The organism is Galactobacter valiniphilus, assembly GCF_003575975.1.
GTDB lineage: Bacteria > Actinomycetota > Actinomycetes > Actinomycetales > Micrococcaceae > Galactobacter > Galactobacter valiniphilus.
Genome location: NZ_QQXK01000022.1, coordinates 1 through 21,044, shown reverse-complemented (window position 1 = coordinate 21,044; position 21,044 = coordinate 1). Strand labels below are relative to the sequence as shown.

The window sequence follows — 21,044 nt, the reverse complement described above, 5'->3', positions numbered from 1 at the left end:
TCCTCGAGGGGCCGCGGGTGTGCCCCCGGGGCCGGCTGGTCCGCTCCCGCGCCGCGTGGCGCAGGGGTGGTGGTCCACGTCCTTGTGGGCCCGCCGCCTCGAGTGCGTCGAGGCGACGAAGTGCGATGTCCTCCCCTGGTGTGGCGAGCCCCCATCGCTGCGGGTCAGACCCGCGCCGCGCCCCCGGTCCGGAGGCGCACCTCACACGCTACGAACGTTATGTGTCGAGGGTGTTTCGCGCCAGTCACGCAAGAGTTGCCTCCCGACGCCGCCATGTTGCAGTCAAGTTTCTTCTCCCGAGGGAGCGTAAAAGGGCGGTCACCCGCGTAGGGTGGCCGCCCTTCGCTCGCCGCGCAAGAGTGCAGCGGTGCGGCTCAATTCTGCTTGGGCGCCTCGGGGACTTTGGCCTCCTCGGCCGGGGACGCGACGTCGTCCGCCGTGGGGTACGGGCTCTCCTCTTCGGCCTCCGCCGGCTCCGGGGACGCCTTGGCCTCCTGGGATGCCGGCGCCGCCTTCTCCGCCGGCGTGGCGTGGGCACCAGCCGTGGCTCCCGACTCCTTCGTCGGGGCCGCGGCCTCCTCCACGCCGTCCTGGACCGACTCCCCCGCCGGCGCGCGGCCGGGCAGGTACATGAAGTCCTCGCCCTTCATGCGGCGCGAGCGGATGAGGCAGAACAGGAAGATCAGCAGGGCAAGGACCAACACGATGAGCGAGGTCCACACGTTCAGGCGGGCCGTGATGCCGCTGATGGTGATCATTTGCGCCTCGTCGATGCGCATGGCCTCGATCCAGGTGCGGCCGGCCGTGTAGATCACGACGTAGAGCCACACGAGGGCGCCGAAGCGCAGCTTGAAGCGGCGGTCGACGAGCAGCAGAGCGGCCACGCCGGCTAGGCTCCACAGGGACTCGTAGAGGAACGTGGGGTGGAACAGCGTGTCGGCCGGGTAGCCGGCCGGGAAGTTCGGGCTGCTCGGGTCGATCTTGAGGCCCCACGGGAGCGTCGTGGCCGAACCGAAGAGCTCCTGGTTGAACCAGTTGCCCCAGCGGCCGATGGCCTGGGCCAGCAGCACACCGGGGGCCGCGGCGTCGGCAAACGCCGAAAGCCGCACGCCCGCCCGGCGCGTGCCGATCCAGGCGCCCAGCGCGCCGAGGGCGATCGCGCCCCAGATGCCCAGGCCACCGTTCCAGATGTACAGGATCTTGATGGGGTCGCCGGTGCCGTCGTAGTTCGGCCCGAAGTACGCATCGGGCGAGCTGAAGACGTGGTACAGGCGGCCGCCGATGATGCCGAACGGAATGGCCCAGATGGCGACGTCCCAGATGACGTCGCTCTGACCGCCGCGCGCCTTCCAGCGCCGCAAGGTGAGCCAGAGGGCGGCGATGATGCCGAGCAGGATGCACAGGGCGTACGCGTGGATCGTGAGGGGGCCAAGCGAGAAGCGGGCAAATTCCTCGGGCGGCGAGGGGATCGCCCCCGGCGCCAGGGCTGCGGCGATCATCCCTGGTCCTTCCCGCTCAGGTGGGCGGTCAGCGCGGCGACCGCGGGGACGCCGCCCTCACCGAGCGCCGCCACGAGGGCCGTGCCGACGATGACGCCATCGGCGTAGGCGCCGATCTCCTCGACGTGCTCGCGGCGCGAGACGCCCAGGCCAACACACGCGCGCGGGGCGCCGGCCTCGTGGGCGGCATCCACGACGCCGCGGGTGGCGGCCGAGACCTCGGAGCGAGCACCCGTGACGCCCATGACGGAGACGCAGTAGACAAAGCCGCGGCAGGCCTCGACGGTCATCGTGACGCGCTCGGGCGTGCTCGAGGGGGCCGTGAGGAACACGCGATCGAGGCCAAACTCGTCGCTCGCCGCGAACCACTCGGCGGCCTCGTCCGGAATCAGGTCCGGCGTGATGAGGCCAGCTCCGCCGGCCTCGGCGAGGCGGCGGGAGAACTCGCGCACGCCCATGCGCATGACCGGGTTCCAGTAGGTCATGACCATCACGGCGGCGTCGCAGCGGGCGGTAATGCCGGCCACGATGTCGAAGATGCTCGCCACGCGGAAGCCCTTTTCTAGTGCCTCGGTCGTGGCCGCCTGGATGACGGGACCGTCCATGACGGGATCCGAGTACGGGATGCCGACCTCGATCACGTCGGCGCCGTTCTCCGCCATGGCGACGGCGGCGTCGATCGTGGCCTGCACGTCCGGGAAACCGGCGGGCAGGTACGTGATGAGGGCCGGGCGGCCCTCGGCGCGGGCGCGCTCGATGGCGGCGGCCGACTTGGAGGCGATCTCAGTGCTCGCGTTCACGCTCATTCACCCTTCCGCGCGGTGTCTTCGTCGATGAGGCCGAACCAGGCGCCGGCCGTGCCCATGTCCTTGTCGCCGCGGCCGGAGAGGTTCACGAGGACGATCTTCTCGGACGGGTCGATGCCCTCGGCGCTGGCCTGCTCCGCGAGCCGCTGGCCCACCTTGAGCGCGCCGGCCAGGGCATGGGAGGACTCGATGGCAGGGATGATGCCCTCGGTGCGGCTCAGTAGCCGCAGGGCGTCCATGGCCTCGGTGTCCGTGATCGGCTCGTACGTGGCGCGGCCGATGTCGTTGAGGTAGGAGTGCTCCGGACCCACGCCCGGGTAGTCGAGCCCGGCCGAGATCGAGTGGGACTCGATGGTCTGGCCGTCCTCGTCCTGCATGAGGTAGGTGCGGGCGCCGTGCAGCACGCCGGGCATGCCGAGCGTGATGGTCGCGGCGTGGCGCCCCGTCTCCACGCCGTCGCCGCCGGCCTCGAGGCCGTACAGGGCGACGTCCTGGTCATCCAGGAAGCCGTGGAAGATGCCGATGGCGTTGGAGCCGCCACCGACGCACGCGCACACGGCGTCTGGCAGCCGCCCGGCCTGGGCGAGCATCTGCTCGCGGGCTTCGTCGCCGATGACCTCGTGGAAGTAACGGACCATGGCCGGGAACGGGTGCGCTCCCGCGGCGGTGCCGAGCAGGTAGTGGGTGTGATCCACATTGGTCACCCAGTCGCGCAGCGCCTCGTTGATGGCGTCCTTGAGCGTGCGGGAGCCGGCCGTCACGGGGATGACGGTGGCGCCGAGGAGCTCCATGCGGGCCACGTTGAGGGCCTGCCGGCGCGTGTCCTCCTCGCCCATGTACACGACACACTCCATGCCGAAGAGCGCGGCGGCGGTCGCGGAGGCCACGCCGTGCTGGCCGGCGCCGGTCTCGGCGATGAGGCGGGTCTTGCCCATGCGCTTGGCCAGCAGCGCCTGACCCAGCACGTTGTTGATCTTGTGCGAGCCGGTGTGGTTCAGGTCCTCGCGCTTGAGGAAGACGCGCACTCCCCCGGCGTGCTCGGCGAAGCGCTTGGCCTCGGTGAGCAGGGAAGGGCGGTTGGCGTAGTTGAGCAGGAGATCGGTGAACTCCGCCTCGAACTCCGGATCGGCCTTGGCCTTCTCGAAGGTCTCCTCGAGCTGATCCAGGGCCGCGATGAGCGACTCGGGCATCCAGCGTCCCCCGTAGTCCCCGAAGTAGGGTCCGGGGGCATGGCGCAGGCCCTCGCCCGCCAAGAACCGATCGGCCGCGCCGTCTGGCAACGGGGACTGCGTGGTCATGATGCTCCTTTGGATACGCCCGGCGCGCCGACCGGTCAAGCCGACGGCGCGCTCGGGAGAGAGGCTCAGGTGGTCTGCGCTGCCGTGCGCTCGCGCGCGCCGGCTGCGGTGAAGGAGGCCACGGCTTCGCGGGGGTTCTCGCCCTTCACGAGGGCCTCCCCCACGAGCACGGCGTCGGCGCCGGAGCGCGCGTAGTCGATGACGTCGTCCACGCCGCCGACGCCGGACTCGGCGACGGCGATGGCACCGGCCGGGATGAGCCCGGCCAGGCGCGCAAAGGTGGAGTTGTCGACGTCGAGCGTCTTCAGGTTGCGCACGTTGACGCCGATGAGGCGGGCACCCGCCGCCACGGCGCGGGCGATCTCGTCCTCCGTGTGGGTCTCAACGAGCGCGGTCATGCCGAGCGACTCGGTCAGCTGCAGGAACGCGGCCAAGGTGGCGTCGTCCAGCGCCGCAACGATGAGCAGCACGAGGTCGGCGCCGTGGGCACGGGCCTCGTAGATCTGGTACTCGTCGACCGTAAAGTCCTTGCGCAGGACGGGAACGTCGACGGCCGCACGCACGGCGTCCAGATCCGCGAGCGAGCCGCCGAAGCGGCGCTGTTCCGTCAGGACCGAGATCGCCGCCGCACCGCCGGCCGCATACGCAGCGGCCAGGGTGGCGGGCTCGGGGATCTGCGCCAGCTCGCCCTTGGAGGGAGAGCGGCGCTTGACCTCGGAGATGACGCCGAACGGGCGCTGCGCGCTGGGCGTCAGCGCCGCGAGGGCGTCGCGCGCGGGTGCAGCCGCCGCGGCGGCGGCCCGCACCTGTTCCAGCGAGAGCTGGGCGCGGCGCGTCTCGAGGTCCTCGCGGACCCCGGCGATAATGTCGTCGAGGACGCTCACGGCGAGAGTCAGTGACCCTTGGTGTGCTTGCCGCCCACGCCGTAGCCGGCGGCCTTCAGCACGGCGCCGACCACGAGGCCGGCGAGGATGACCACGCCACCGGCCCAGAACAGGATCCAGTTCGGGATGGTGAAGGCAACGCAGGAGATCAGGAAGCCGACAAACATAACGCCAAACATGGCCCAGGCCGCGACCGTGTTTCCGTGGCCCAGCTCCTCTGCCAGGACCGGATCGGCGGTGGTCTGCTGCTCGGTGGTCACCATGGGGTGGTCTCCTTCGTGGGTGCGGCCCCGACGGGCCGCTAGTTCAGGTGATGCGTGTGGGTGGTCAGAAACCACCGCTTGTCATTGTGCCACTACACGGCGTAGAAACGGCCATTGGCGACACGCACGGCGCAGGAGCGCCGGGCAGGATCAGTGGAAGCGGGCCCCGCGGATGCCGTCCTCGCCGTCGGTGGGATCCGAGCCCTCGGTGAAAGCGTCCCAGCGGTCGATGTCATCCATGGTGGCCTCGGTGACGACGGCGCGGCCGCTCGAGGTGCGCTCGTAGCGGTGGCCGTTGCGCCAGCCCCGGGATCCGAGCGCGAGGGCCACGGCCCCCAAGACCAGGAGCACGCCGCCCACGACGCTGACCCACGGCCACACCGAGACGGTGTACGTCGTGTCGACATTGGCCAGGCCGTAGGCCTCGCCGACCTTGGCGGAGGCCGCGGTCGCCGGATCCGCCAGGACCGGCACGACAAAACCGACGATGGCGGCGCCGACGAGCGCCTGCACGACGGCCACGATGTACCGGGCCACGAGGCCCGAGATCGTGACGGCGACGGCGCAGGCGATGCCCACGACGGTCAGGGCCATGACGGCGCTTGCCGCCTCCGTGCCGGACACGGCGACGGCGCTCAGCTGCACGCCGGTGTTCGGCGGCGGCACGGTGATCCAGGTGCGCGTCACGCCGAGCAGCGACACGAGGCCGCCCGCGAGGCTCAGCAGCACCACATTGCGGCGCGAGAAGGGCGAGGGGCGCTTGGCCCCGGCGGTGGCGTCGGTGCTCATGCCCGCTCCCCCTCGGCGTCCGCGCGGCGCACGCTACCGGCCGCGTACACGGCGCGCAGCGGGGCAAAGGACTTGTTCATCGATTCGAGCGACTCGGCGTCCGGGTCGGAGTCGGCGACGATGCCGCCGCCGGCCTGGATGGACGCGACGCCGTCGCGCAGCACCGCGGTGCGAATCGCGATGGCCATGTCCATGTCGCCGGCCAGGTCGAAGTAACCGACCACGCCGCCGTAGACGCTGCGGCGCACCGGCTCCAGCTCGTCCAGCAGGGCGAGCGCGCGCGGCTTGGGTGCACCCGAGAGCGTTCCCGCGGGGAAGGTCGCCGCGAGCACGTCGTAGGCGCTCACCCCGTCCTCGAGTCGCCCCACCACGTTGGAGACGAGGTGCATGATGTGGCTGAAGCGCTCCACCTCCATGAACTGCGTGACCTCCACTGTGCCAGGCTCGCACACGCGCGAGAGGTCGTTGCGGGAGAGGTCGACGAGCATGAGGTGCTCGCTGCGCTCCTTCTCGTCGCCGAGCAGGTCCTTCTCGAGGAGCTGATCGTCCTCGTAGCTGCCCCCGCGCGGACGCGAGCCGGCGATGGGGTGGGTCAGGACCGTGCGGTCCTTGACCGTCACGAGCGCCTCCGGGGAGGAACCGATGACGGAGTACGCCCCGGCGTCCGGGTGCTCGAAGGTGTATAGGTACATGTACGGGCTGGGGTTGGTGGCGCGCAGCACGCGGTAAACGTCCAGCGGAGCGGCATCGGTCGCCAGGTCGAAGCGCCTGGCCACGACGGCCTGGAATACCTCGCCGTCGACGATGGCCTCCTTGGTGCGCGCGATCGCTTCGCGGTAGGACTCCTCCGACCACGTGTGCGTGGCCTGGGCGAAGAGCTCCTCGCGGCTCACGTCGAGCCCGCTCATGACGTACGGCGCCTCGGCGCCCGCCGAGGGCTGGCCGAGCTCGCGCACCATGCGGTGCAAGCGCCGGACGGCGTGCGCGTAGGCCGCCTCGACGCCCGTGTCGAGGCCGTCCCGGTTGTAGGCGTTGGCCACGAGCGTGAGGGTTCCCTCGACGTTGTCGTGGATCGCCATGTCCGTGACGAGATTCATCGCCAGCTCGGGCAGGTGCAGATCGTCCAGCGGCGGGTGCGGCAGGCGCTCCCAGTGGCGCACGGCCTCCCAGCCGACAAAGCCGGCCAGGCCCGAGGTGAAGGGCGCCACGGAGGCGGAGCGGGGCGCGGCCAGGTACGCCACGGTGTCGCGCAGCACCTCGACCGGGTTGCCCTCGGCGGGGACGCCGGCCGGCGGGGTGCCGAGCCAGGTGGCCTTGCCGTCGCGCGTCGTCAGGGTCGCGGCCGAGGCGGCGCCGATGAACGAGTAGCGGGACCACACGCCCTCCGCGGCGCTCTCCAGCAGGAAGGTGCCGGGGCGGCCGGCGGCCAGGCGCTCGTACACGCCGACCGGCGTGAGCGAGTCGGCGAGGACCGTCATGGTCACGGGCACCACGCGGGCGCCCCGGGTGGCCTGGGCAAATCGCTCAGTTGAGGGGTCGATGACGCCGTAACGGGGCACGGCGCCTCCTTTCTCGCGCGGGTGGCGGTGGGGCCCGGTCAACCCGGGCCTCGGCGGCCGCTGGTGGCCGTCCGCCGGACTTAGGACTGGGTGGGGCGCAGCAGCTCGCTGCCGACGACGGCACCGAGATCGCGGCCGTCGAAGCACGTGCGGGTGCCGGTGTGGCAGGCGGCGCCGACCTGATCGACGCGCACCAGCAGGGCGTCGCCGTCGCAATCGAGGGCCACGGAGCGCACGTACTGCACGTGCCCCGAGGTGTCGCCCTTGCGCCAGTACTCGCGGCGCGAGCGGGACCAGAAGGTCACGCGGCCGCTGCTGAGCGTGCGGTGCAGCGCCTCCTGATCCATCCACCCGAGCATGAGCACCTCGCCGGTGTCGTGCTGCTGGACGATCGCGGCGAGCAGGCCGTGCTCGTTGAGCGAGAGCGCCTCGGAGATCGACGCATCGAGGTTCGGGGAGGCGGGGCGGGGGTCGGAAACAGGCTCAGACATGGTGCATCCATGGTACGTCGGGTCACAGCAAGGTACCGACGCGGTGTCGCCCGGAACCCGCGGGCGCGCGCCGTGTTACGTTCGGCGGGATGGACTTTGCACTTTCTTCCCGCGATGCCCTGGCCGAAGCGCTGCTGGCGGCCGGCCCCAGCGCGCCAACCCTCTGCGAGGGGTGGGAGGCGCGGCACCTCGCCGCCCACCTCGTGCTGCGCGAACACTCGGTCTGGGCCGCCGGCATCGTGGGCGGCCCCTTGCGGGCCGGCATGGAGCGCCGCCTCGCCTCGATGGCAGACGCCGCCTCCTCCCCCGCCGACTTCGCCGCGCTCGTGGCGACCTTCCGCGCCGGCCCCGGCAAGCTCAGCCCGCTGCGCGCGGCCAAGGTGGACGCTGCCGCGAATCTGCTCGAGTATTTCGTGCACACCGAGGACGTGCGCCGGGCGCGCGAGCAGTGGGCGCCGCGCGCCCTCGAGGGTGCCTACGCCGCGGCGCTGTGGGGCCAGCTGCTGCAACGCTCCGCCGTGCTACTGCGCAAGGCCCCCGTGGGCGTCATCCTGGTGCGGCCGGACGGTGTGCGTGCCCGCGCGCGCAGGGGCGCCGACTCCGTGGCCGTCACGGGCGGCATCGGCGAGCTTGTCCTGTACCTGCACGGGCGCGGCGAGCACGCCCTCGTGACCTTCGAGGGCGCACCCGAGGCGGTCGCCGCCCTGCGCGGCTTCCGCCCCACGGTCTGACGCGCCGTCCCCACTGCCAAGACATCAGCCAACGACGGCGTGTGGCGTCGCTCCCTCAAGGGGAGCGACGCCACACGCCGTCGTGCATCAAAGAGCTCAGCGCACCACATGACCGGCTGCGCGCATGGCCGCCTTGACCGTGGCGATCATGTCGTCCGGACCGAAGTGGAAGACCGAGGCGGCCAGCACCGCGTCGGCCCCCGCCTCCACGGCCGGGGCGAAGTGCTCGGGCTTGCCCGCGCCGCCCGAGGCGATGAGCGGGACGCTCACCTCGCGGCGCACGGCGCGGATCATCTCCAGGTCGAAGCCGTCCTTGGTTCCATCGGCGTCGATGGAGTTCAGGAGGATCTCCCCCACGCCGCGGCGCGCGGCCTCGGCCGCCCAGGCCACGGCGTCGATGCCCGTGCCCTCGCGTCCACCTTTGACGGTCACCTCGAAGCCGGAGGGCAGGCCCTCCTTGTCCGAGCGCTTCGCATCGAGCGAGAGCGTGAGCACCTGCGAGCCGAAGCGCTGGGTGATTTCGTTGATGACGTCGGGGCGCACCACGGCGGCGGTGTTGATGGAGGCCTTGTCGGCCCCCGCGCGTAGCAGCTTGTCTACATCGGCCACAGCGCGCACGCCGCCGCCCGCCGTCAGCGGGATGAACACCTCGTCCGCCGCGCGCGCCACGACGTCGAAGACGGTCTCGCGGTTGCCAGAGGAGGCCGTGACGTCGAGGAAGGTGAGTTCGTCTGCACCGGCGCGGCCGTAGCGCTTGGCCAGCTCCACGGGATCACCGGCGTCCCGCAGACCCTCGAAGTTCACCCCCTTGACCACGCGGCCGTTGTCGACGTCGAGGCAGGGAATCACGCGAATAGCGACGGACATGATGCTCTTTCGGGCTGGCGTTGACGGGGCAGGGCGGGCCGGCGCTCAGATGCGGCAGGCGTTGATCGCCGTCACGAGGATGGCGCGGGCGCCCAGATCGTAGAGGGAATCCATGACCTGGTTGGTGGTCTCCTTGCGCACCATGGAGCGCACGGCGACCCACTCCGAGTCCTTGAGCGGGGAGACCGTGGGCGATTCGAGCCCGGGGGTGAGCGCCGAGGCCTGCTCCACGAGGTCCTTGCGGATGTCGTAGTCGAGCAGCACGTAGCGGCGGGCCACGAGGACGCCCGTGAGGCGGCGCTGCAACACGTCGAGGCCGGCCGGGTGGTGGCCGGTGCGGCCGATCAGCACGGCCTCCGACTCCATGAGCGGCACACCGAACGGCTCCAGGCCCGCCGCCCGCATGGTGGAGCCGGTCTCCACGACGTCGGCGATCGCGTCGGCCACGCCGAGGCGGATCGAGGTCTCGATCGCTCCGTCCAGGCGGACGGTGCTGGCGTCGATGCCCTGCTCCTTCAGGAAGTGATCCACGAGCACGCGGTAGCTCGTGGCGATGCGCTTGCCGCACAGCTGCTCCGTGTCAGTGAAGGTGCCGGCCGGGCCGGCAAAACGGAACGTCGACTTGCCGATGCCGAGCGGCATGAGCTCCTCGGCGTCGCCGTTGACATCGGCGTCGAGGAACAGATCGCGCCCCGTGATGCCGAGGTCCAGCACACCGCGGCCTACGTACACGGCGATGTCGCGCGGGCGGAGGTAGAAGAATTCGATCTCGTTCTCGGGATCGGTGATGGCCAGTTCGCGGGAATCGCGGCGCTGGCGGTAGCCGGCCTCCGTCAGCATGGAGGTCACGGCGTCGGAGAGGGAGCCCTTATTGGGCACGGCGATGCGGAGCATGGTTCAAGCCTTCCTGGGGTGCGCCCGCCTTGAGGCGCTAGGGGTGCGCTCTCCGGCCGGGGCCGGGCGCAGTCAAAAGTGGGGCGGGGCGGCCGCCGGGCGCGTGAGCGCCGCGGCGGCTACAGGTGCTTGTAGACGTCCTCGAGGGAGATGCCCTTGGCGAGCATCATCACCTGGAGGTGGTAGAGGAGCTGCGACATTTCCTCGGCGGCTTCATCCAGCGTCTCGTACTCGGAGGCCATCCACACTTCGGCGGCCTCCTCGACGATCTTCTTACCGATGAAGTGCACGCCGGCGTCCAGCTCGGCCACGGTTCCCGATCCCTCGGGGCGTTCCTGCGCCTTGGCGGAGAGCTCCGCAAAAAGCGATTCGAAGGTTTTCACGCCTTCCAATCTACCGCGCGGCCCCCTCCCTCCCCGAACCCATGACGCATGTGAGGTGCACGACGTCGCGTGGCCAGCTCCCGCCGCCCGCCCGCCTGAGCGGGCGGGCGGGTGCCCGGCTTAGGGGCGCAGGCCGGCGAGGTCGATGGCGGCGCGCGCCGCCTCGTAGCCCTTGTCCTCGCTGGCGCCCTCGCCGCCGGAGCGGGCCAGGGCCTGCTCGCGCGTGTGGCACGTGAGCACGCCGTTGCCGATGGCCGTGTCGGTGTCCAGGCCCACGCGGCCGAGCCCGTCCACGGCGAAGCGGCAGACGTGCTCGAAGTGCGGGGTCTCCCCCTCGATGACGGCGCCGAGCGCCACGACGGCGTCGGCGGTGCCGGCCAGCCGGGCCGCCGCGAGCGGCAGCTCGAGGGCCCCGTCGACGTAATGGACCCGGGGGTCCTCGATCCCCTCGTCCCGGGCCGCCCGCAGCGCGCCGTCGACCAGCAGCTCCACGATGTCGGCGTTCCAACGCGTGGCCAGCACGGCCAGGGCGAAGCCGGGCCGCGGCGGCCGCCGCGTGGCGGCGCCCGCGGAGCCGCCCGCCGAGCCGCCCGCTGCGCTGAACGGCGCCCCCGCGCCGCTCACGCCGTCGCCCCGTTGAACAGATGACCCATCTTGTGCTCCTTCGTCTCCAGATAATGGATGGCCTCCGGGTGCGTGACCCGCAGCGTGGGGACCATCCCCACGACCTCGATGCCGTGCTCCCGCAGCGCCTCGGCCTTGGCCGGGTTGTTGCTCAGTAGCCGCACGCGGCGCAGCCCGCGGGCCGTCAGGGCGGTGGCCGCGTGGGCGAAGCCGCGTTCATCGGCCTCCCGCCCCAGCGCGAGGTTGGCCTCGACCGTGTCGGCTCCGGCGTCCTGCAGGGCGTAGGCGCTGAGCTTCTGGGCGAGGCCGATGCCGCGCCACTCGTGGCCGCGCAGGTACAACACGCTCGCCTCTCCCCGCGCCGCCAGCCCCAGGGCCTCCCCCAGCTGCTCGCGGCAATCGCACCGCAGCGAGCCGAGGGCCTCGGAGGTGAGGCACTCGGAGTGCAGGCGCACGAGCGGCGCCTCGCCGGCCTCGGCCCGGCGGGCGCCGGCCGCGGCCTCGATCCAGAGCACGGGGGCGGCGTCCGAGCCCCACGCGGCCACCCGCAGGGCGCCGTGCTCGCTGGGGAGCGCGGCCCACGGACCGAAGCCGCCGGCCGCGATGTCGTCGAGATCAAGGTCCACGAGCCCGTGCGTCGCGGCAAAGGCCAGCACCTCGGCACCGCGCAGGACCTGTCCGTCCTCCCCCACGGGCTCGCCGATGACGCCCACCTCGCCGAGACCGGCGAGCCGGCTGAGTTCCACAGCCGCCTCCGTATGCCCGCGCCTGCCGCGCAGGCCCTCCGGGTGGGCGGCGAGCGGGAAGACGTGGCCGGGGCGCGTGAGCCGTTCGGGCCCGGCGTCTGGATCGGCCAGGGTGCGCAGCGTGAGCGCGCGCTCGGCGGCGCCGATGCCCGTGCCCACCCCCACGGCGTCGCACGAGACGGCGTAGGCCGTCCCCTTGGGGTCCTCGTTGTTCGCGACCATGGGCGGCAGACCCAGCGCGGCGGCGCGGGTACCCGGCATGGGCGCGCACAGCACCCCGAGGTGTGCCGCACGAGGAAGCCCACCCACTCCGCCGTGGCGTTCGAGGCCGCGAGGATGAGGTCCGCCTCGTCCTCGCGGTCGGCGTCGTCACTCACGAGCACGGGGCGCCCCCGGCGCAGTTCCTCGAGCGCGAGCAGCAGGCGCGCCGCGGCGTCGCGGCCGGGTGCGGCGCTCATGCCTGCACCGCCTGGGCGGCGACGTCCGCGAGGCGGGCGGCGTAGCGGGCCAGGACGTCGGCCTCCAGGTTGAGCCGCTCCCCCGGAACGGCGGTGCCGAGCGTCGTGGCCTCCAGCGTGGCGGGGATGAGGGCCACCTCGAACCAGGCCTCGGCGCTGTGGGGCGTGGAGACCTCCGCGACGGTCAGGGAGACGCCGGAGAGGGCGATCGAGCCCTTCTTCGCCACGAGGCCCGCGAGGCCGACGGGCAGGGAGACCCGCAGCCGCGCATCGCCCGGCTCGTCGGTGCGTTCGAGGAGCTCGCCCACGCCGTCCACGTGACCTTGGACCACGTGGCCGTCCAAGCGCCCGTCCGCGGCCAGGGCGCGTTCGAGGTTGACCGCGTGCCCCGGCGCCAGCGCGCCGAGGCTCGTGAGCTCGAGGGTCTCGAGCATGACCTCGAAGCTGGCGCTCGCGCCGCCGCCGGCGGCGTCGCGCCCGATCACGGTGAGGCACGCGCCGTCGACCGCGATGGAGGAACCGAGCGGCGCGGTGCCGAGCCAGGCGGGGCCGGCCACCGTGAGGCGGGCCAGGCTCGGGGCGGTGAAGTCGAGCGAGACGACGCCGCCGCGCGCCTCGATGATGCCGGTAAACATGAGTTGTCCTTTCCTTCCCCGCGGCCGCACGAGGGTGCGCGGGGATGGCGCCGCGTCGGTGCGCGTCGCTGAACGAAGGTGATGAAGGGGGCGCCGGAGGAGCCGGGGCTCAGGCGGCGGGGCTCAGATGGAGCAAGAGGTCGGGACCGAGCCGCTCGGGCTCCCGCCCGGCCGGATCGGGACTCCAGCGCACCGGATCGCGGACGGGACGTGCGGCCAAGGCCGCCGTCGCGTCAACGCCCGGGCCGAGGAACGCGGGGGCGACATAGAGGTAGAGCTCGTCCACCAGATCGGCCTCGATGAACGCCGCGAGGAGGGTCGGGCCACCCTCGAGCAGGACGTGATCCGCCCCGCTCGCCGTGAGCACGGAGAACGGATCGTGGGCGGGCACCCGCACGACGGCGCCGCCCTCCGCCGCGCGGACGGCCAGCCGGTGGCTGGCCGACACGGGCGAGGCGCCGGCCACCACGCCGGGCAGCTCGCGTTCCGGCTCGCCGGGAAGCCGGACCGTGAGGGCCGCGTCGTCGGCGAGCACCGTCCCGGTGCCTACGACGATGGCCCCCACGCGCGCCCGCACGCCGTGCGCATGCTCGAGGGCCTGGGGCGAGGTGATCCAGCGCCCCCTGCCCTGGGCGTCGGCGACCTTGGCGTCGAGGCTCTGGGCCAGGTGGGCCGTGGCGAAGGGCCGTCCGGCCGCCCGGGCCAGCTCCCACCGCGCCTTGAGGCGACCGGCGGAGGCGGGATCGGCGTCGGCGTGCACCTCGACCCCCGCCGCTGCGAGCTCGCGCCCTCAGCCGGCGTTGGGGGTGGGGTCGGGGGCCGCATAGACCACGCGACCGATCCCGGCGTCGAGGATGGCCCGCACGCACGGACCCGTCCGGCCGCTGAGGCGGCACGGCTCGAGGGTGACCACGAGCGTGAGCTCAGCGGCCAGTGCGCGCCAGTGCGGTGGGAGCGCGGCCAGGGCCTCGACCTCGGCGTGGGGATGCCCAGCGCCCCGGTGGAAGCCGGCGGCGACGAGCTCTCCGCCGGGGGCCAGCACCACGGCGCCCACGAGCGGGTTGGCTCCCCTCGTGCCGCGCAGCGCTTGGGCCTCCGCCTCGGCAAGAGCCCCGGCCCAGCGGGCGGGGGTGGCCAGGCTCATGGCCTCAGGCGGCGTTGCCGGGGCCCAGCGTGGGATCCAGGTGCCTGGTCTCCACGGAGGGCTTGTCGTGCTTGTTGGCGCGGGCCCACACGATGAAGCCGATCACCGTGAAGCAGCCGTAGAAGAGGTACATGAAGGCCGTCGCGTAGTAGCCGGCGCTGAAGAGCAGCGGCACGCCCACGACGTCGACCGCGACCCAGATGAGCCAGAACTCGGTCCACCCCTTGGCCATGCCCCAGGTCGCCAGCAGCGAGCCGACGAAGGTCCAGGCGTCGGCCCAGACGGGATCGTAGGAGCCCAGCGCGCGGAAGAGGGGCGTCAAGGCCACCGTGCCGATCAGCATCGCGGCGATCAGCCCGATGCGGGTGGGCCACGAGGCCCAGCGCGGCGTCACGGCCGTGCCGCCCTCGTTCTTGGCGCGCTTCCACTGCACCCAGCCGTAGACCGACACCGCGATGAACATGATCTGGCGGCCGGCCTGGCCGAGCAGGCTCGGCGCGTCGCTGGCGGGGTTGAGCAGGGTGCTCAGGAAGACCGTGAGCAGGAGCAGATTGCCGATGATGCCCACGGGCCACGCCCACACCTTGCGGCGCATGCCGCCGAGGGCGCTCGTGAGGCCGAAGACGTTGCCGATTACCTCGCGAACGAGCAAGGTTTGGCCACCCGGCAGGGTGAAGTAAGAGTTGAAGGCGTCAGTGAGCCACCGCAGGAAATCCATGTTGTTCTCCTCTCGAAACCTAGCGGCGGCTCCGGGGGAACGTTAAGGACTTCGTGCGCGTCAGGACGCGAGGGTGCCCAGAACGGGCACCATCAACGACTGATGCGGCCCGAAAGGCCCCATTCGTGCTTCTCCCATCCAGACTTTGACTGTCGGTACCGGAATTCCACCGGTTCAACCATTCGCATTTCGCCTACGTCGAGGCGAGTGGAGCGAGCGGGTCGCGGACTATCACCGCCGGTTCGGAATTTCACCGACCCCGGAGCACGTTGATGTGTGTGCGTCCATGAAAGCACCGTTGATGGCTCAAGCGAAATCCGCGTGAAGCGAGTGTGACCGGATGTGACCGAGGGATCGGTCGTACCCTGATGGCATGGTGCTCAACGTCCACCGACGCGTGTTGCCCGTGCCCGTGAGCCAAGCGGGGTGGGCCATCGACGAGCTGCTCGCCCCGTCGACCATCTGGCCGGGCGACGCGTGGCCGGCCATGCGGCTTCGCCCCGGCCTCGTGGAGGGGCCAGCGGCGGGCACGGTCCGGTGCGATACAGCGTGGTGACGCTGCGGCCGGGCCGCGCGGCGCGCGGGCGTCCAGCCGGTCCTCAGAGCGCCGCGGCGGACGCCCTCAACCCGGCGATGGCCGCCGCGACGTCGTCCGACCCGTAGACGGAGGAACCTGCCACGAAGGTGTCTGCCCCGGCCTCGGCCGCGATCTTGATCGTCTCGGCCGTCACTCCGCCGTCCACCTGCAGCGCGACGCTGGCGCCGGATCCGTCGATCGCCGCGCGGGCGCGACGGATCTTGGGCACCACGACGTCGAGGAAGGCCTGCCCGCCAAAGCCCGGTTCCACCGTCATGAGCAGGAGCATGTCGAGCTCCGGCAGCATGTCGATGTAGGGCTCCAGCGCCGTGACGGGGCGCAACGCCATCGAGGACTTCGCCCCCAGCGAGCGCAGGGTACGCGCCAGCTTGATCGGAGCTGTCGCCGCCTCAGCATGGAAGGTCACCGACGCGGCGCCGGCCTCGGCGTAGGCCGGCGCCCAGCGATCGGGATCGCTGATCATGAGGTGCACGTCAAGCGGGATCGGCGACACCCGCTGGATCCCCTCGACGAGCGGAAGACCCAGCGTGAGGTTCGGCACGAAGTGGTTGTCCATGACGTCCACGTGCACGGCATCCGCGCTCGCGATCGCGGTGAGCTCCGACTCCAGGTTCATGAAGTCGGCGGAGAGGATGCTCGGATGGATGCTGCAGGCCTGGCTCATGCTTCAACTCCTGGGGGTGGGTGGGGGTGGGCTCAGTCGCGCGTCAGAAGCGCCATGAACATCGCGTCGGTGCCGTGCGCGTGCGGGAACAGCTGAACGCTCGAACCCGTGTCGGAACCGATCGTCGCATCCGCGGGGCGCGTCGCAGCAACCGTCGCGGGGAGCGCCGCTGAGTCGACGGCCGCCCCCGTATCGAGCAGGCGGACGTCCTTGCGCCGGTGTAGCACCGCCTCGACGACGGCCAGGGTCTCGGCCGGGTGCGGGGAGCACGTGACGTAGGCGAGCACGCCGCCGGGGCGCAGGGCGTCCAGGCCCGCGAGCAGCAGCTCCTCCTGCAGGGCGCTCAGCGCCGGGATGTCGCTCGGCTGCTTGCGCCAGCGCGCCTCGGGCCGGCGGCGCAGGGCACCCAGGCCGGAGCACGGGGCGTCCAGCATGATGCGGTCGAAGAAGCCGGGGGCCTCCTTGCCGTAGCGGCGGCCGTCGCCGACCTCCACGTGCCAGGCGTCCTGCTCCACGGCGCGCATGCCCTCGACCACGAGCTTGGCGCGGTGCTGCGCCACCTCGTTGGCCTCGAGGTGGGCGCCACGCTCGGCCGCGAGGGCGCCCAAGAGGGCAGCCTTGCCGCCGGGGCCGGCGCACATGTCGAGCCAGGCGACGTCACGATCCCCCGCGGGCAGCTCCGCGCCCGCCAGAGCGCGCGCCACGAGCTGCGAACCGGCGTCCTGCACGCGGGCCGCGCCGGCGTCCACGCCCGGCAGGCGGGCCGGGTCTCCCCCGGCCTCGGCCAGAAGGGCACCCGGCACGAGTTCCGAGCGCACTGCGCCGGCCTCCTCGAGCGCCTCGATGTCGCCGAGCCCTGGCAGGGCCACGAGGTTGACGACGGGCGCCGCGTTATCGGCCTCGAGCAGCTCGGGCAGCTCCGCCGCTTCGCGCCCGTGCGTCGTCAAGGCGCCGCGCAGGGCGCGCACGATCCACTCGGGGTGCGAGGTCAGCACGCTCAGGCGCGCCGTCTCGTCCTTGGCCGCGTCGACGATCGCGGCGTCCCACTCCTCCGTCTCCCGCTCGCTCACGCGGCGCAGCACGGCGTTGACGAAGCCACCCGCGCCGGCGCCGACCTTGTCGCGTGTGAGCGCCACCGTGGCGGAGAGGGCGGCGTGCGCCGGAACGCGCATGTCGAGCAGCTGGTAGGTGCCGAGGCGCAGGGCGTCGAGCACGTTCGGGTCGATCTGCTTGAGCTTGCGGTCCGTGCACATCGCGATGACGGCGTCGAGCCGGCCCAGGCCGCGCAGGGCGCCGTAGGTGAGCTCGGTGGCGAAGCCGGCGTCACGCTTGTCCAGGCCGTGGCGGCGGATGGCGGCGGGCAGCGCCAGGTTGGCGTAGGCGTCGTCGTCCTGGACGGCGCGCAGCACCTCGTAGGCCGCCGCGCGGGAGGGGTCGGCCGTGCGGGCACGCTCGGACGGGTTCAGCGTTCCGTACTGGCGCGGGCCGTCGCCCTGGCCGCGGTGACGCTGGCGGCCGGCCGCGTCGCGGCGGTCGGAGCCGCCGGAACCGCGCGAGCCGCGGCGCGTACCGCCGGAGCGGCCCTGACCGTCGCGGCCGCCACCGGCGTTGCCGCCTCGCCCCTGGCCGGAGCGGCGTTCGTTGTTCTCGCCTGCGCCGCTCATCCGAGCCTCACCTTCGTGTTGTCGTGGAGACCGCGCGCCCAATCGGCGGCGGCCATCATCTTCTTTCCGGCCGGCTGCACCTGGCCGAGGGCTACGGCGTGGGAACCGGTGCCCACGAGCACGCGCGGGCGCTTGCCCGGCTCCACGCGCAGCTCGCCCGGAGCCAGGTCGTCGACCTCGGGCACGAGGGCAACGGCGCCGAGCTTGAGCACCGCGCCGTCCAGCTCGGTGTAGGCACCCGGCTCCGGAGTGACGCCGGCAATGCGCCCGTGCACCGCCTTCGCGGCCTGGGCAAAATCGATGCGGCCGTCCTCGCGCCCCAGCTTGGGGGCGAAGGTCGGCTCGCCGCTCTGTGCCACCGGAGTGACCTGGCCGGCGAGATAGCCCACCACGGCCTGCGAGAGCAGCTCGGATCCGGCCTCGGACAGGCGCTGAAGCAGGGAGCCGGTGGTGTCCTCGGGCCGCACCGCCTCGGTCATCATGCCGAGCATGGGGCCCGTGTCCAGGCCCTCCTCGAGGAGGAAGACGCTCGCGCCCGTGATGTCGTGGCACTGGATCAGCGCGTGCTGGACCGGCGCCGCGCCGCGCAGCAGCGGGAGCAGCGAGAAGTGCAGATTGACCCAGCCGTGCCGCACGGCGTCGAGCGTGCGGCGCGGGATCAGCCCGCCGTAGGCGACCACCACGGCGAGCTCGGCGTCGAGCGCTGCGATCGCGGCGTGCGTCTCATCGTCGATGCGCGTGGCCTTGATCACGGGCAGGCCGTGGGCGGCCGCCTCCTGCGCCACGGGCGAGGGGGTCAGGACGCGCTTGCGCCCGAGCGGCGCGTCGGGGCGGGTGAGGACGGCGACGATCTCGTGGCCGTCGGCGAGGAGCCGGCGCAAGGGAGCCACGGCCGTCTCGGGGGTTCCCGCATAGATGAGGCGGCTCATTTGAGGCCTCCCTGGGCCGCCGCACCGAAGGCCGAACCGCCGAAGGAGGCCCCACCGAAGGCGCTGCCGACAGCGCTGGCGCGCTCCTGCAGCACGGACTGGGCGTTGGCCTCGAAGCCCTCCTCGCGGATGGCGCGCCAGGCACGCTTGCGCTCCTCGCCCGAGAGCTTGTCGACGTAGAGCGTCCCGCCCAGGTGATCCGTCTCATGCTGGAAGCAGCGGGCCAGGAGCCCCTCGCCCTCGAGCTCGAGCGGGGCACCGGTGATGTCCTGGCCCGTGACCCGCACGCGGGCGGGCCGATCGAGCGGGAAGCCGAGACCGGGGACGGAGAGGCAGCCCTCGGAGCCGTGGTCGATGCGGGCGTCTGCGCCGCCGAGCACCTCGACGACGGGGTTGCAGACCGTCCCTCGCTCCTCACCCACGTGATAGGTGAAGATGCGCAGGCTCACGCCCACCTGGGGGCCCGCCAGGCCCACGCCGGCGACCTCCTCCATCGTCTCGTGCATGTCTGCGGCGAGCTTGGCGAGGGTGTCGTCGAAGCGCGCCACGGCGTCGGCCGGGGTGCGCAACACGGGGTCGCCCACCAGGCGCACGGCCAGGATCGTCACGGGGAGGTCCTCCTGAAAGGTCATCAACGGCGGCACCGAACGCACGGCACCACCCCAAGTTTAGGGCCAGCGCGGCGGCGGGCGGCCGTGGCCGGCGTCGCGGGGCGCCCCGCGCCGGGATCAGGCTCCGGCCGGCGGCGGCACGGGGCGCAGGGCCGGTCCGAGGCCGGCGAGCTGGTGCCCCGCCTCCCAGACCTGGCGCAGCGCCCAGAAGCGCCGCCAGGAGGCGGGGAGCACGGCGTCCTGCGCCCGTTGCGTGAGCACCTCGGTCTCCCCCAGGGCCACGCCGAGCAAGACAACGTCCTTGGCGTGCGGCCAGGGCTCCCACGCGCCCCGCGCGCCGTCCACGAGCTGTTCCTGCGCTTGGGCCCCCGCCGCGAGCTGCATCACGACCTTGGGATCCAGCGGCTTCACCCGCCCGTCCCGCGAGGTGCCCTTGGTCTTGTAGTCGATCAGGCAGACGCGCCCGCCGATCTTGGCGACCAGGTCGAGGGTTCCCGCGTAGCCCACCTCGTGGTTCCACACCGTGATCTCCGGGGCCAGCGGCTGCACCTCATAGGCGTCCCACCATTCATCGAAGCGATCCGCAAAGGCACCCTCGCCGTGTGCCTTGAGGACCTCGCGGTGGCCGGCGACGTCGTGCACCTGCCCGAGCTGGCGCAGCGCCACCTGCTCCGCGTAGGCGTGCACGCGGTCGCCTCGCGCGGCCGCCTCGTCCCGATACCGCTCGGCGGCGGAGGAGGCGTCACGGGCGATGGAGCGCAGCTGGGCCGGCGAGCCGAGCGCGTTCCCCAGGCGGGCGTCCTGCACCACGGCGGTCGCCGCCATGTGACCGGCCCAGCCGGCGAGGTCCGGCGGCGCCTGCCCAATGACGGTGGTGATGGAGGGGACCTCCGGAAGGCCACCGACCTGGCGGGAGTACATCCGGCCGAAGTCGGTGGCGTGGGCAAGCTGCGGCTGGGTCATGCCGCCCATCCTCACACGGTGGGCCGACAGGCGGGCCGGGGCGCAGGGATCTTTGGAATTCCGGACCCAAAACAAAACGCGATTGCATCGAGGGAGGAAGCCCCGATTTGGAGGATGCCCGCCGGATGCGTTAGAGTCTTCACTCGTTGGAACGACGCGCTTGATCCTCTCGAAGACCTCGAGATGAGCCAAGAACGAAGCACCACATGCGGACATAGCTCAGCTGGCTAGAGCGCCACCTTGCCAAGGTGGAGGTCGCGGGTTCGAATCCCGTTGTCCGCTCGCAATTCACTTGAATCCGGTTCGCCGGACACCGTGCTCGCACGGACATGGTGGGGTGGCCGAGAGGCGAGGCAGCGGCCTGCAAAGCCGTATACGCGGGTTCGAATCCCGTCCCCACCTCCACAAGTGAAATGCAGCCCATATGGGCGCGATTAGCGCAGCGGTAGCGCGCTTCCCTGACACGGAAGAGGTCACTGGTTCGATCCCAGTATCGCGCACGAAACTCGGTCTCTGACCAGGTTTTACGCGGACATAGCTCAGCTGGCTAGAGCGCCACCTTGCCAAGGTGGAGGTCGCGGGTTCGAATCCCGTTGTCCGCTCGTCTGAATCTCGATTCTCCCTCGCGGGGGTTGACAGCAGCAGGCGCGATTAGCGCAGCGGTAGCGCGCTTCCCTGACACGGAAGAGGTCACTGGTTCGATCCCAGTATCGCGCACGGTAGGAACCCTTGGGTTCAGACCAGACATGCGGACATAGCTCAGCTGGCTAGAGCGCCACCTTGCCAAGGTGGAGGTCGCGGGTTCGAATCCCGTTGTCCGCTCGCA

The 21,044-nt window shown here is 72.0% G+C and carries 24 protein-coding genes, 6 tRNA genes, 1 pseudogene and 1 riboswitch; of the genes and pseudogenes, 8 read left to right on the top strand and 23 right to left on the bottom strand.

What is annotated here, in order from left to right:
- Positions 1-374: 374 nt before the first annotated feature.
- From lgt to hisI, 8 genes are all read right to left on the bottom strand, one after another.
- Positions 375-1,499 carry a prolipoprotein diacylglyceryl transferase gene (lgt, locus tag DWB68_RS11120; RefSeq protein ID WP_199700437.1) on the bottom strand — a complete coding sequence of 375 codons (1,125 nt, stop codon included), beginning with the start codon at positions 1,497-1,499 and terminating at the stop codon, positions 375-377.
- On the bottom strand, positions 1,496-2,299 hold the full coding sequence (gene trpA / locus DWB68_RS11115; RefSeq protein WP_407645697.1) for a tryptophan synthase subunit alpha: 804 nt from the start codon (positions 2,297-2,299) through the stop codon (positions 1,496-1,498). Before trpA ends, lgt begins: the two co-directional genes overlap by 4 nt.
- 2 nt (positions 2,300-2,301) lie before the next feature.
- Positions 2,302-3,603 carry a tryptophan synthase subunit beta gene (gene trpB, locus DWB68_RS11110; protein WP_119425198.1) on the bottom strand — a complete coding sequence of 434 codons (1,302 nt, stop codon included), beginning with the start codon at positions 3,601-3,603 and terminating at the stop codon, positions 2,302-2,304.
- A gap of 65 nt (positions 3,604-3,668) precedes the next feature.
- Positions 3,669-4,487, bottom strand: coding sequence for an indole-3-glycerol phosphate synthase TrpC (gene trpC, locus DWB68_RS11105; RefSeq protein ID WP_119425197.1), 819 nt, complete (start codon positions 4,485-4,487; stop codon positions 3,669-3,671).
- Positions 4,488-4,495: 8 nt separating this feature from the next.
- A complete protein-coding gene (locus tag DWB68_RS11100) occupies positions 4,496-4,750 on the bottom strand; it encodes an HGxxPAAW family protein (RefSeq protein ID WP_119425196.1) in 255 nt (84 codons plus the stop codon).
- 150 nt (positions 4,751-4,900) lie between these two features.
- On the bottom strand, positions 4,901-5,539 hold the full coding sequence (locus DWB68_RS11095; RefSeq protein ID WP_119425195.1) for a Trp biosynthesis-associated membrane protein: 639 nt from the start codon (positions 5,537-5,539) through the stop codon (positions 4,901-4,903).
- Positions 5,536-7,098: an anthranilate synthase component I gene (locus DWB68_RS11090; RefSeq protein ID WP_119425194.1), complete on the bottom strand. Its 1,563-nt coding sequence runs from the start codon at positions 7,096-7,098 to the stop codon at positions 5,536-5,538. Before DWB68_RS11090 ends, DWB68_RS11095 begins: the two co-directional genes overlap by 4 nt.
- 80 nt (positions 7,099-7,178) lie before the next feature.
- Positions 7,179-7,589, bottom strand: coding sequence for a phosphoribosyl-AMP cyclohydrolase (gene hisI / locus DWB68_RS11085; RefSeq protein ID WP_119425193.1), 411 nt, complete (start codon positions 7,587-7,589; stop codon positions 7,179-7,181).
- An 89-nt stretch (positions 7,590-7,678) separates the two neighbouring features.
- Between hisI and DWB68_RS11080 the strand changes: the two genes are divergently transcribed.
- Complete coding sequence (locus DWB68_RS11080; protein WP_119425192.1) at positions 7,679-8,320, top strand: TIGR03085 family metal-binding protein; 642 nt, start codon at positions 7,679-7,681, stop codon at positions 8,318-8,320.
- A gap of 96 nt (positions 8,321-8,416) precedes the next feature.
- Here DWB68_RS11080 and hisF read toward each other — a convergent pair whose 3' ends face one another.
- The 10 genes and pseudogenes from hisF to pnuC all read right to left on the bottom strand — a co-directional run bounded on the left by hisF (position 8,417) and on the right by pnuC (position 14,789).
- Positions 8,417-9,187 carry an imidazole glycerol phosphate synthase subunit HisF gene (gene hisF, locus DWB68_RS11075; RefSeq protein ID WP_119425191.1) on the bottom strand — a complete coding sequence of 257 codons (771 nt, stop codon included), beginning with the start codon at positions 9,185-9,187 and terminating at the stop codon, positions 8,417-8,419.
- A 45-nt stretch (positions 9,188-9,232) separates the two neighbouring features.
- On the bottom strand, positions 9,233-10,081 hold the full coding sequence (gene hisG, locus DWB68_RS11070; protein WP_119425190.1) for an ATP phosphoribosyltransferase: 849 nt from the start codon (positions 10,079-10,081) through the stop codon (positions 9,233-9,235).
- A 119-nt stretch (positions 10,082-10,200) separates the two neighbouring features.
- Complete coding sequence (locus DWB68_RS11065; RefSeq protein ID WP_119425189.1) at positions 10,201-10,464, bottom strand: phosphoribosyl-ATP diphosphatase; 264 nt, start codon at positions 10,462-10,464, stop codon at positions 10,201-10,203.
- 120 nt (positions 10,465-10,584) lie between these two features.
- Entirely contained in the window at positions 10,585-11,088 is a 504-nt protein-coding gene (ribH, locus tag DWB68_RS11060; protein WP_233548760.1) for a 6,7-dimethyl-8-ribityllumazine synthase, read from the bottom strand.
- Positions 11,085-11,603: a GTP cyclohydrolase II RibA gene (ribA, locus tag DWB68_RS16795; protein WP_233548765.1), complete on the bottom strand. Its 519-nt coding sequence runs from the start codon at positions 11,601-11,603 to the stop codon at positions 11,085-11,087. Before ribA ends, ribH begins: the two co-directional genes overlap by 4 nt.
- 144 nt (positions 11,604-11,747) lie before the next feature.
- Positions 11,748-12,292 (bottom strand): annotated as a pseudogene (locus tag DWB68_RS16790) (3,4-dihydroxy-2-butanone-4-phosphate synthase); the annotation flags it as partial.
- A complete protein-coding gene (locus DWB68_RS11050; RefSeq protein ID WP_119425188.1) occupies positions 12,289-12,927 on the bottom strand; it encodes a riboflavin synthase in 639 nt (212 codons plus the stop codon). The gene DWB68_RS11050 and the pseudogene DWB68_RS16790, both read right to left, overlap by 4 nt.
- 109 nt (positions 12,928-13,036) lie before the next feature.
- Positions 13,037-13,687 (bottom strand): RibD family protein, encoded by a 651-nt coding sequence (locus DWB68_RS16785; RefSeq protein WP_233548759.1) that lies wholly within the window; start codon positions 13,685-13,687, stop codon positions 13,037-13,039.
- Positions 13,688-13,717: 30 nt separating this feature from the next.
- A complete protein-coding gene (locus tag DWB68_RS16780; protein WP_233548758.1) occupies positions 13,718-14,071 on the bottom strand; it encodes a hypothetical protein in 354 nt (117 codons plus the stop codon).
- Positions 14,072-14,075: 4 nt separating this feature from the next.
- The gene (gene pnuC / locus DWB68_RS11040) at positions 14,076-14,789 is read right to left on the bottom strand and encodes a nicotinamide riboside transporter PnuC (RefSeq protein ID WP_119425187.1); all 714 of its coding nucleotides are present in this window, start codon (positions 14,787-14,789) and stop codon (positions 14,076-14,078) included.
- Between the two features lie 122 nt (positions 14,790-14,911).
- A riboswitch (FMN riboswitch) is annotated at positions 14,912-15,060 on the bottom strand.
- Positions 15,061-15,162: 102 nt separating this feature from the next.
- Between pnuC and DWB68_RS11035 the strand changes: the two genes are divergently transcribed.
- On the top strand, positions 15,163-15,345 hold the full coding sequence (locus DWB68_RS11035) for a hypothetical protein (RefSeq protein ID WP_119425186.1): 183 nt from the start codon (positions 15,163-15,165) through the stop codon (positions 15,343-15,345).
- Positions 15,346-15,388: 43 nt separating this feature from the next.
- Here DWB68_RS11035 and rpe read toward each other — a convergent pair whose 3' ends face one another.
- The 5 genes from rpe to DWB68_RS11010 all read right to left on the bottom strand — a co-directional run bounded on the left by rpe (position 15,389) and on the right by DWB68_RS11010 (position 20,218).
- The gene (gene rpe / locus DWB68_RS11030) at positions 15,389-16,051 is read right to left on the bottom strand and encodes a ribulose-phosphate 3-epimerase (RefSeq protein ID WP_119425185.1); all 663 of its coding nucleotides are present in this window, start codon (positions 16,049-16,051) and stop codon (positions 15,389-15,391) included.
- 32 nt (positions 16,052-16,083) lie between these two features.
- Positions 16,084-17,715 (bottom strand): RsmB/NOP family class I SAM-dependent RNA methyltransferase, encoded by a 1,632-nt coding sequence (locus tag DWB68_RS11025; RefSeq protein WP_119425184.1) that lies wholly within the window; start codon positions 17,713-17,715, stop codon positions 16,084-16,086.
- Positions 17,712-18,644: a methionyl-tRNA formyltransferase gene (gene fmt / locus DWB68_RS11020; RefSeq protein WP_119425183.1), complete on the bottom strand. Its 933-nt coding sequence runs from the start codon at positions 18,642-18,644 to the stop codon at positions 17,712-17,714. Before fmt ends, DWB68_RS11025 begins: the two co-directional genes overlap by 4 nt.
- Positions 18,641-19,252: a peptide deformylase gene (gene def, locus DWB68_RS11015; protein ID WP_119425226.1), complete on the bottom strand. Its 612-nt coding sequence runs from the start codon at positions 19,250-19,252 to the stop codon at positions 18,641-18,643. Before def ends, fmt begins: the two co-directional genes overlap by 4 nt.
- 120 nt (positions 19,253-19,372) lie before the next feature.
- On the bottom strand, positions 19,373-20,218 hold the full coding sequence (locus DWB68_RS11010; protein WP_119425182.1) for a PD-(D/E)XK nuclease family protein: 846 nt from the start codon (positions 20,216-20,218) through the stop codon (positions 19,373-19,375).
- A 208-nt stretch (positions 20,219-20,426) separates the two neighbouring features.
- On the opposite strand from DWB68_RS11010, the gene DWB68_RS11005 reads away from it, so the two are divergent.
- The 6 genes from DWB68_RS11005 to DWB68_RS10980 all read left to right on the top strand — a co-directional run bounded on the left by DWB68_RS11005 (position 20,427) and on the right by DWB68_RS10980 (position 21,040).
- Positions 20,427-20,500: transfer RNA gene (locus DWB68_RS11005), tRNA-Gly, on the top strand.
- A gap of 49 nt (positions 20,501-20,549) precedes the next feature.
- Positions 20,550-20,623: transfer RNA gene (locus DWB68_RS11000), tRNA-Cys, on the top strand.
- A 23-nt stretch (positions 20,624-20,646) separates the two neighbouring features.
- Positions 20,647-20,718, top strand: a tRNA-Val gene (locus tag DWB68_RS10995).
- Between the two features lie 28 nt (positions 20,719-20,746).
- Positions 20,747-20,820: transfer RNA gene (locus tag DWB68_RS10990), tRNA-Gly, on the top strand.
- 43 nt (positions 20,821-20,863) lie between these two features.
- Positions 20,864-20,935: transfer RNA gene (locus tag DWB68_RS10985), tRNA-Val, on the top strand.
- 31 nt (positions 20,936-20,966) lie between these two features.
- Positions 20,967-21,040: transfer RNA gene (locus DWB68_RS10980), tRNA-Gly, on the top strand.
- Positions 21,041-21,044: the final 4 nt, after the last annotated feature.

Excerpts from the sequence above, each read along its gene's own strand:
- lgt (WP_199700437.1), bottom strand. The coding sequence starts at position 1,499 with ATGATCGCCGCAGCCCTGGCGCCGGGGGCGATCCCCTCGCCGCCCGAG.
- trpB (WP_119425198.1), bottom strand. The coding sequence starts at position 3,603 with ATGACCACGCAGTCCCCGTTGCCAGACGGCGCGGCCGATCGGTTCTTG.
- DWB68_RS11100 (WP_119425196.1), bottom strand. The coding sequence starts at position 4,750 with ATGGTGACCACCGAGCAGCAGACCACCGCCGATCCGGTCCTGGCAGAG.
- DWB68_RS11095 (WP_119425195.1), bottom strand. The coding sequence starts at position 5,539 with ATGAGCACCGACGCCACCGCCGGGGCCAAGCGCCCCTCGCCCTTCTCG.
- hisI (WP_119425193.1), bottom strand. The coding sequence starts at position 7,589 with ATGTCTGAGCCTGTTTCCGACCCCCGCCCCGCCTCCCCGAACCTCGAT.
- DWB68_RS11080 (WP_119425192.1), top strand. The coding sequence starts at position 7,679 with ATGGACTTTGCACTTTCTTCCCGCGATGCCCTGGCCGAAGCGCTGCTG.
- hisF (WP_119425191.1), bottom strand. The coding sequence starts at position 9,187 with ATGTCCGTCGCTATTCGCGTGATTCCCTGCCTCGACGTCGACAACGGC.
- hisG (WP_119425190.1), bottom strand. The coding sequence starts at position 10,081 with ATGCTCCGCATCGCCGTGCCCAATAAGGGCTCCCTCTCCGACGCCGTG.
- DWB68_RS11050 (WP_119425188.1), bottom strand. The coding sequence starts at position 12,927 with ATGTTTACCGGCATCATCGAGGCGCGCGGCGGCGTCGTCTCGCTCGAC.
- DWB68_RS16780 (WP_233548758.1), bottom strand. The coding sequence starts at position 14,071 with ATGAGCCTGGCCACCCCCGCCCGCTGGGCCGGGGCTCTTGCCGAGGCG.
- pnuC (WP_119425187.1), bottom strand. The coding sequence starts at position 14,789 with ATGGATTTCCTGCGGTGGCTCACTGACGCCTTCAACTCTTACTTCACC.
- DWB68_RS11035 (WP_119425186.1), top strand. The coding sequence starts at position 15,163 with ATGGTGCTCAACGTCCACCGACGCGTGTTGCCCGTGCCCGTGAGCCAA.
- rpe (WP_119425185.1), bottom strand. The coding sequence starts at position 16,051 with ATGAGCCAGGCCTGCAGCATCCATCCGAGCATCCTCTCCGCCGACTTC.
- DWB68_RS11025 (WP_119425184.1), bottom strand. The coding sequence starts at position 17,715 with ATGAGCGGCGCAGGCGAGAACAACGAACGCCGCTCCGGCCAGGGGCGA.
- fmt (WP_119425183.1), bottom strand. The coding sequence starts at position 18,644 with ATGAGCCGCCTCATCTATGCGGGAACCCCCGAGACGGCCGTGGCTCCC.
- DWB68_RS11010 (WP_119425182.1), bottom strand. The coding sequence starts at position 20,218 with ATGACCCAGCCGCAGCTTGCCCACGCCACCGACTTCGGCCGGATGTAC.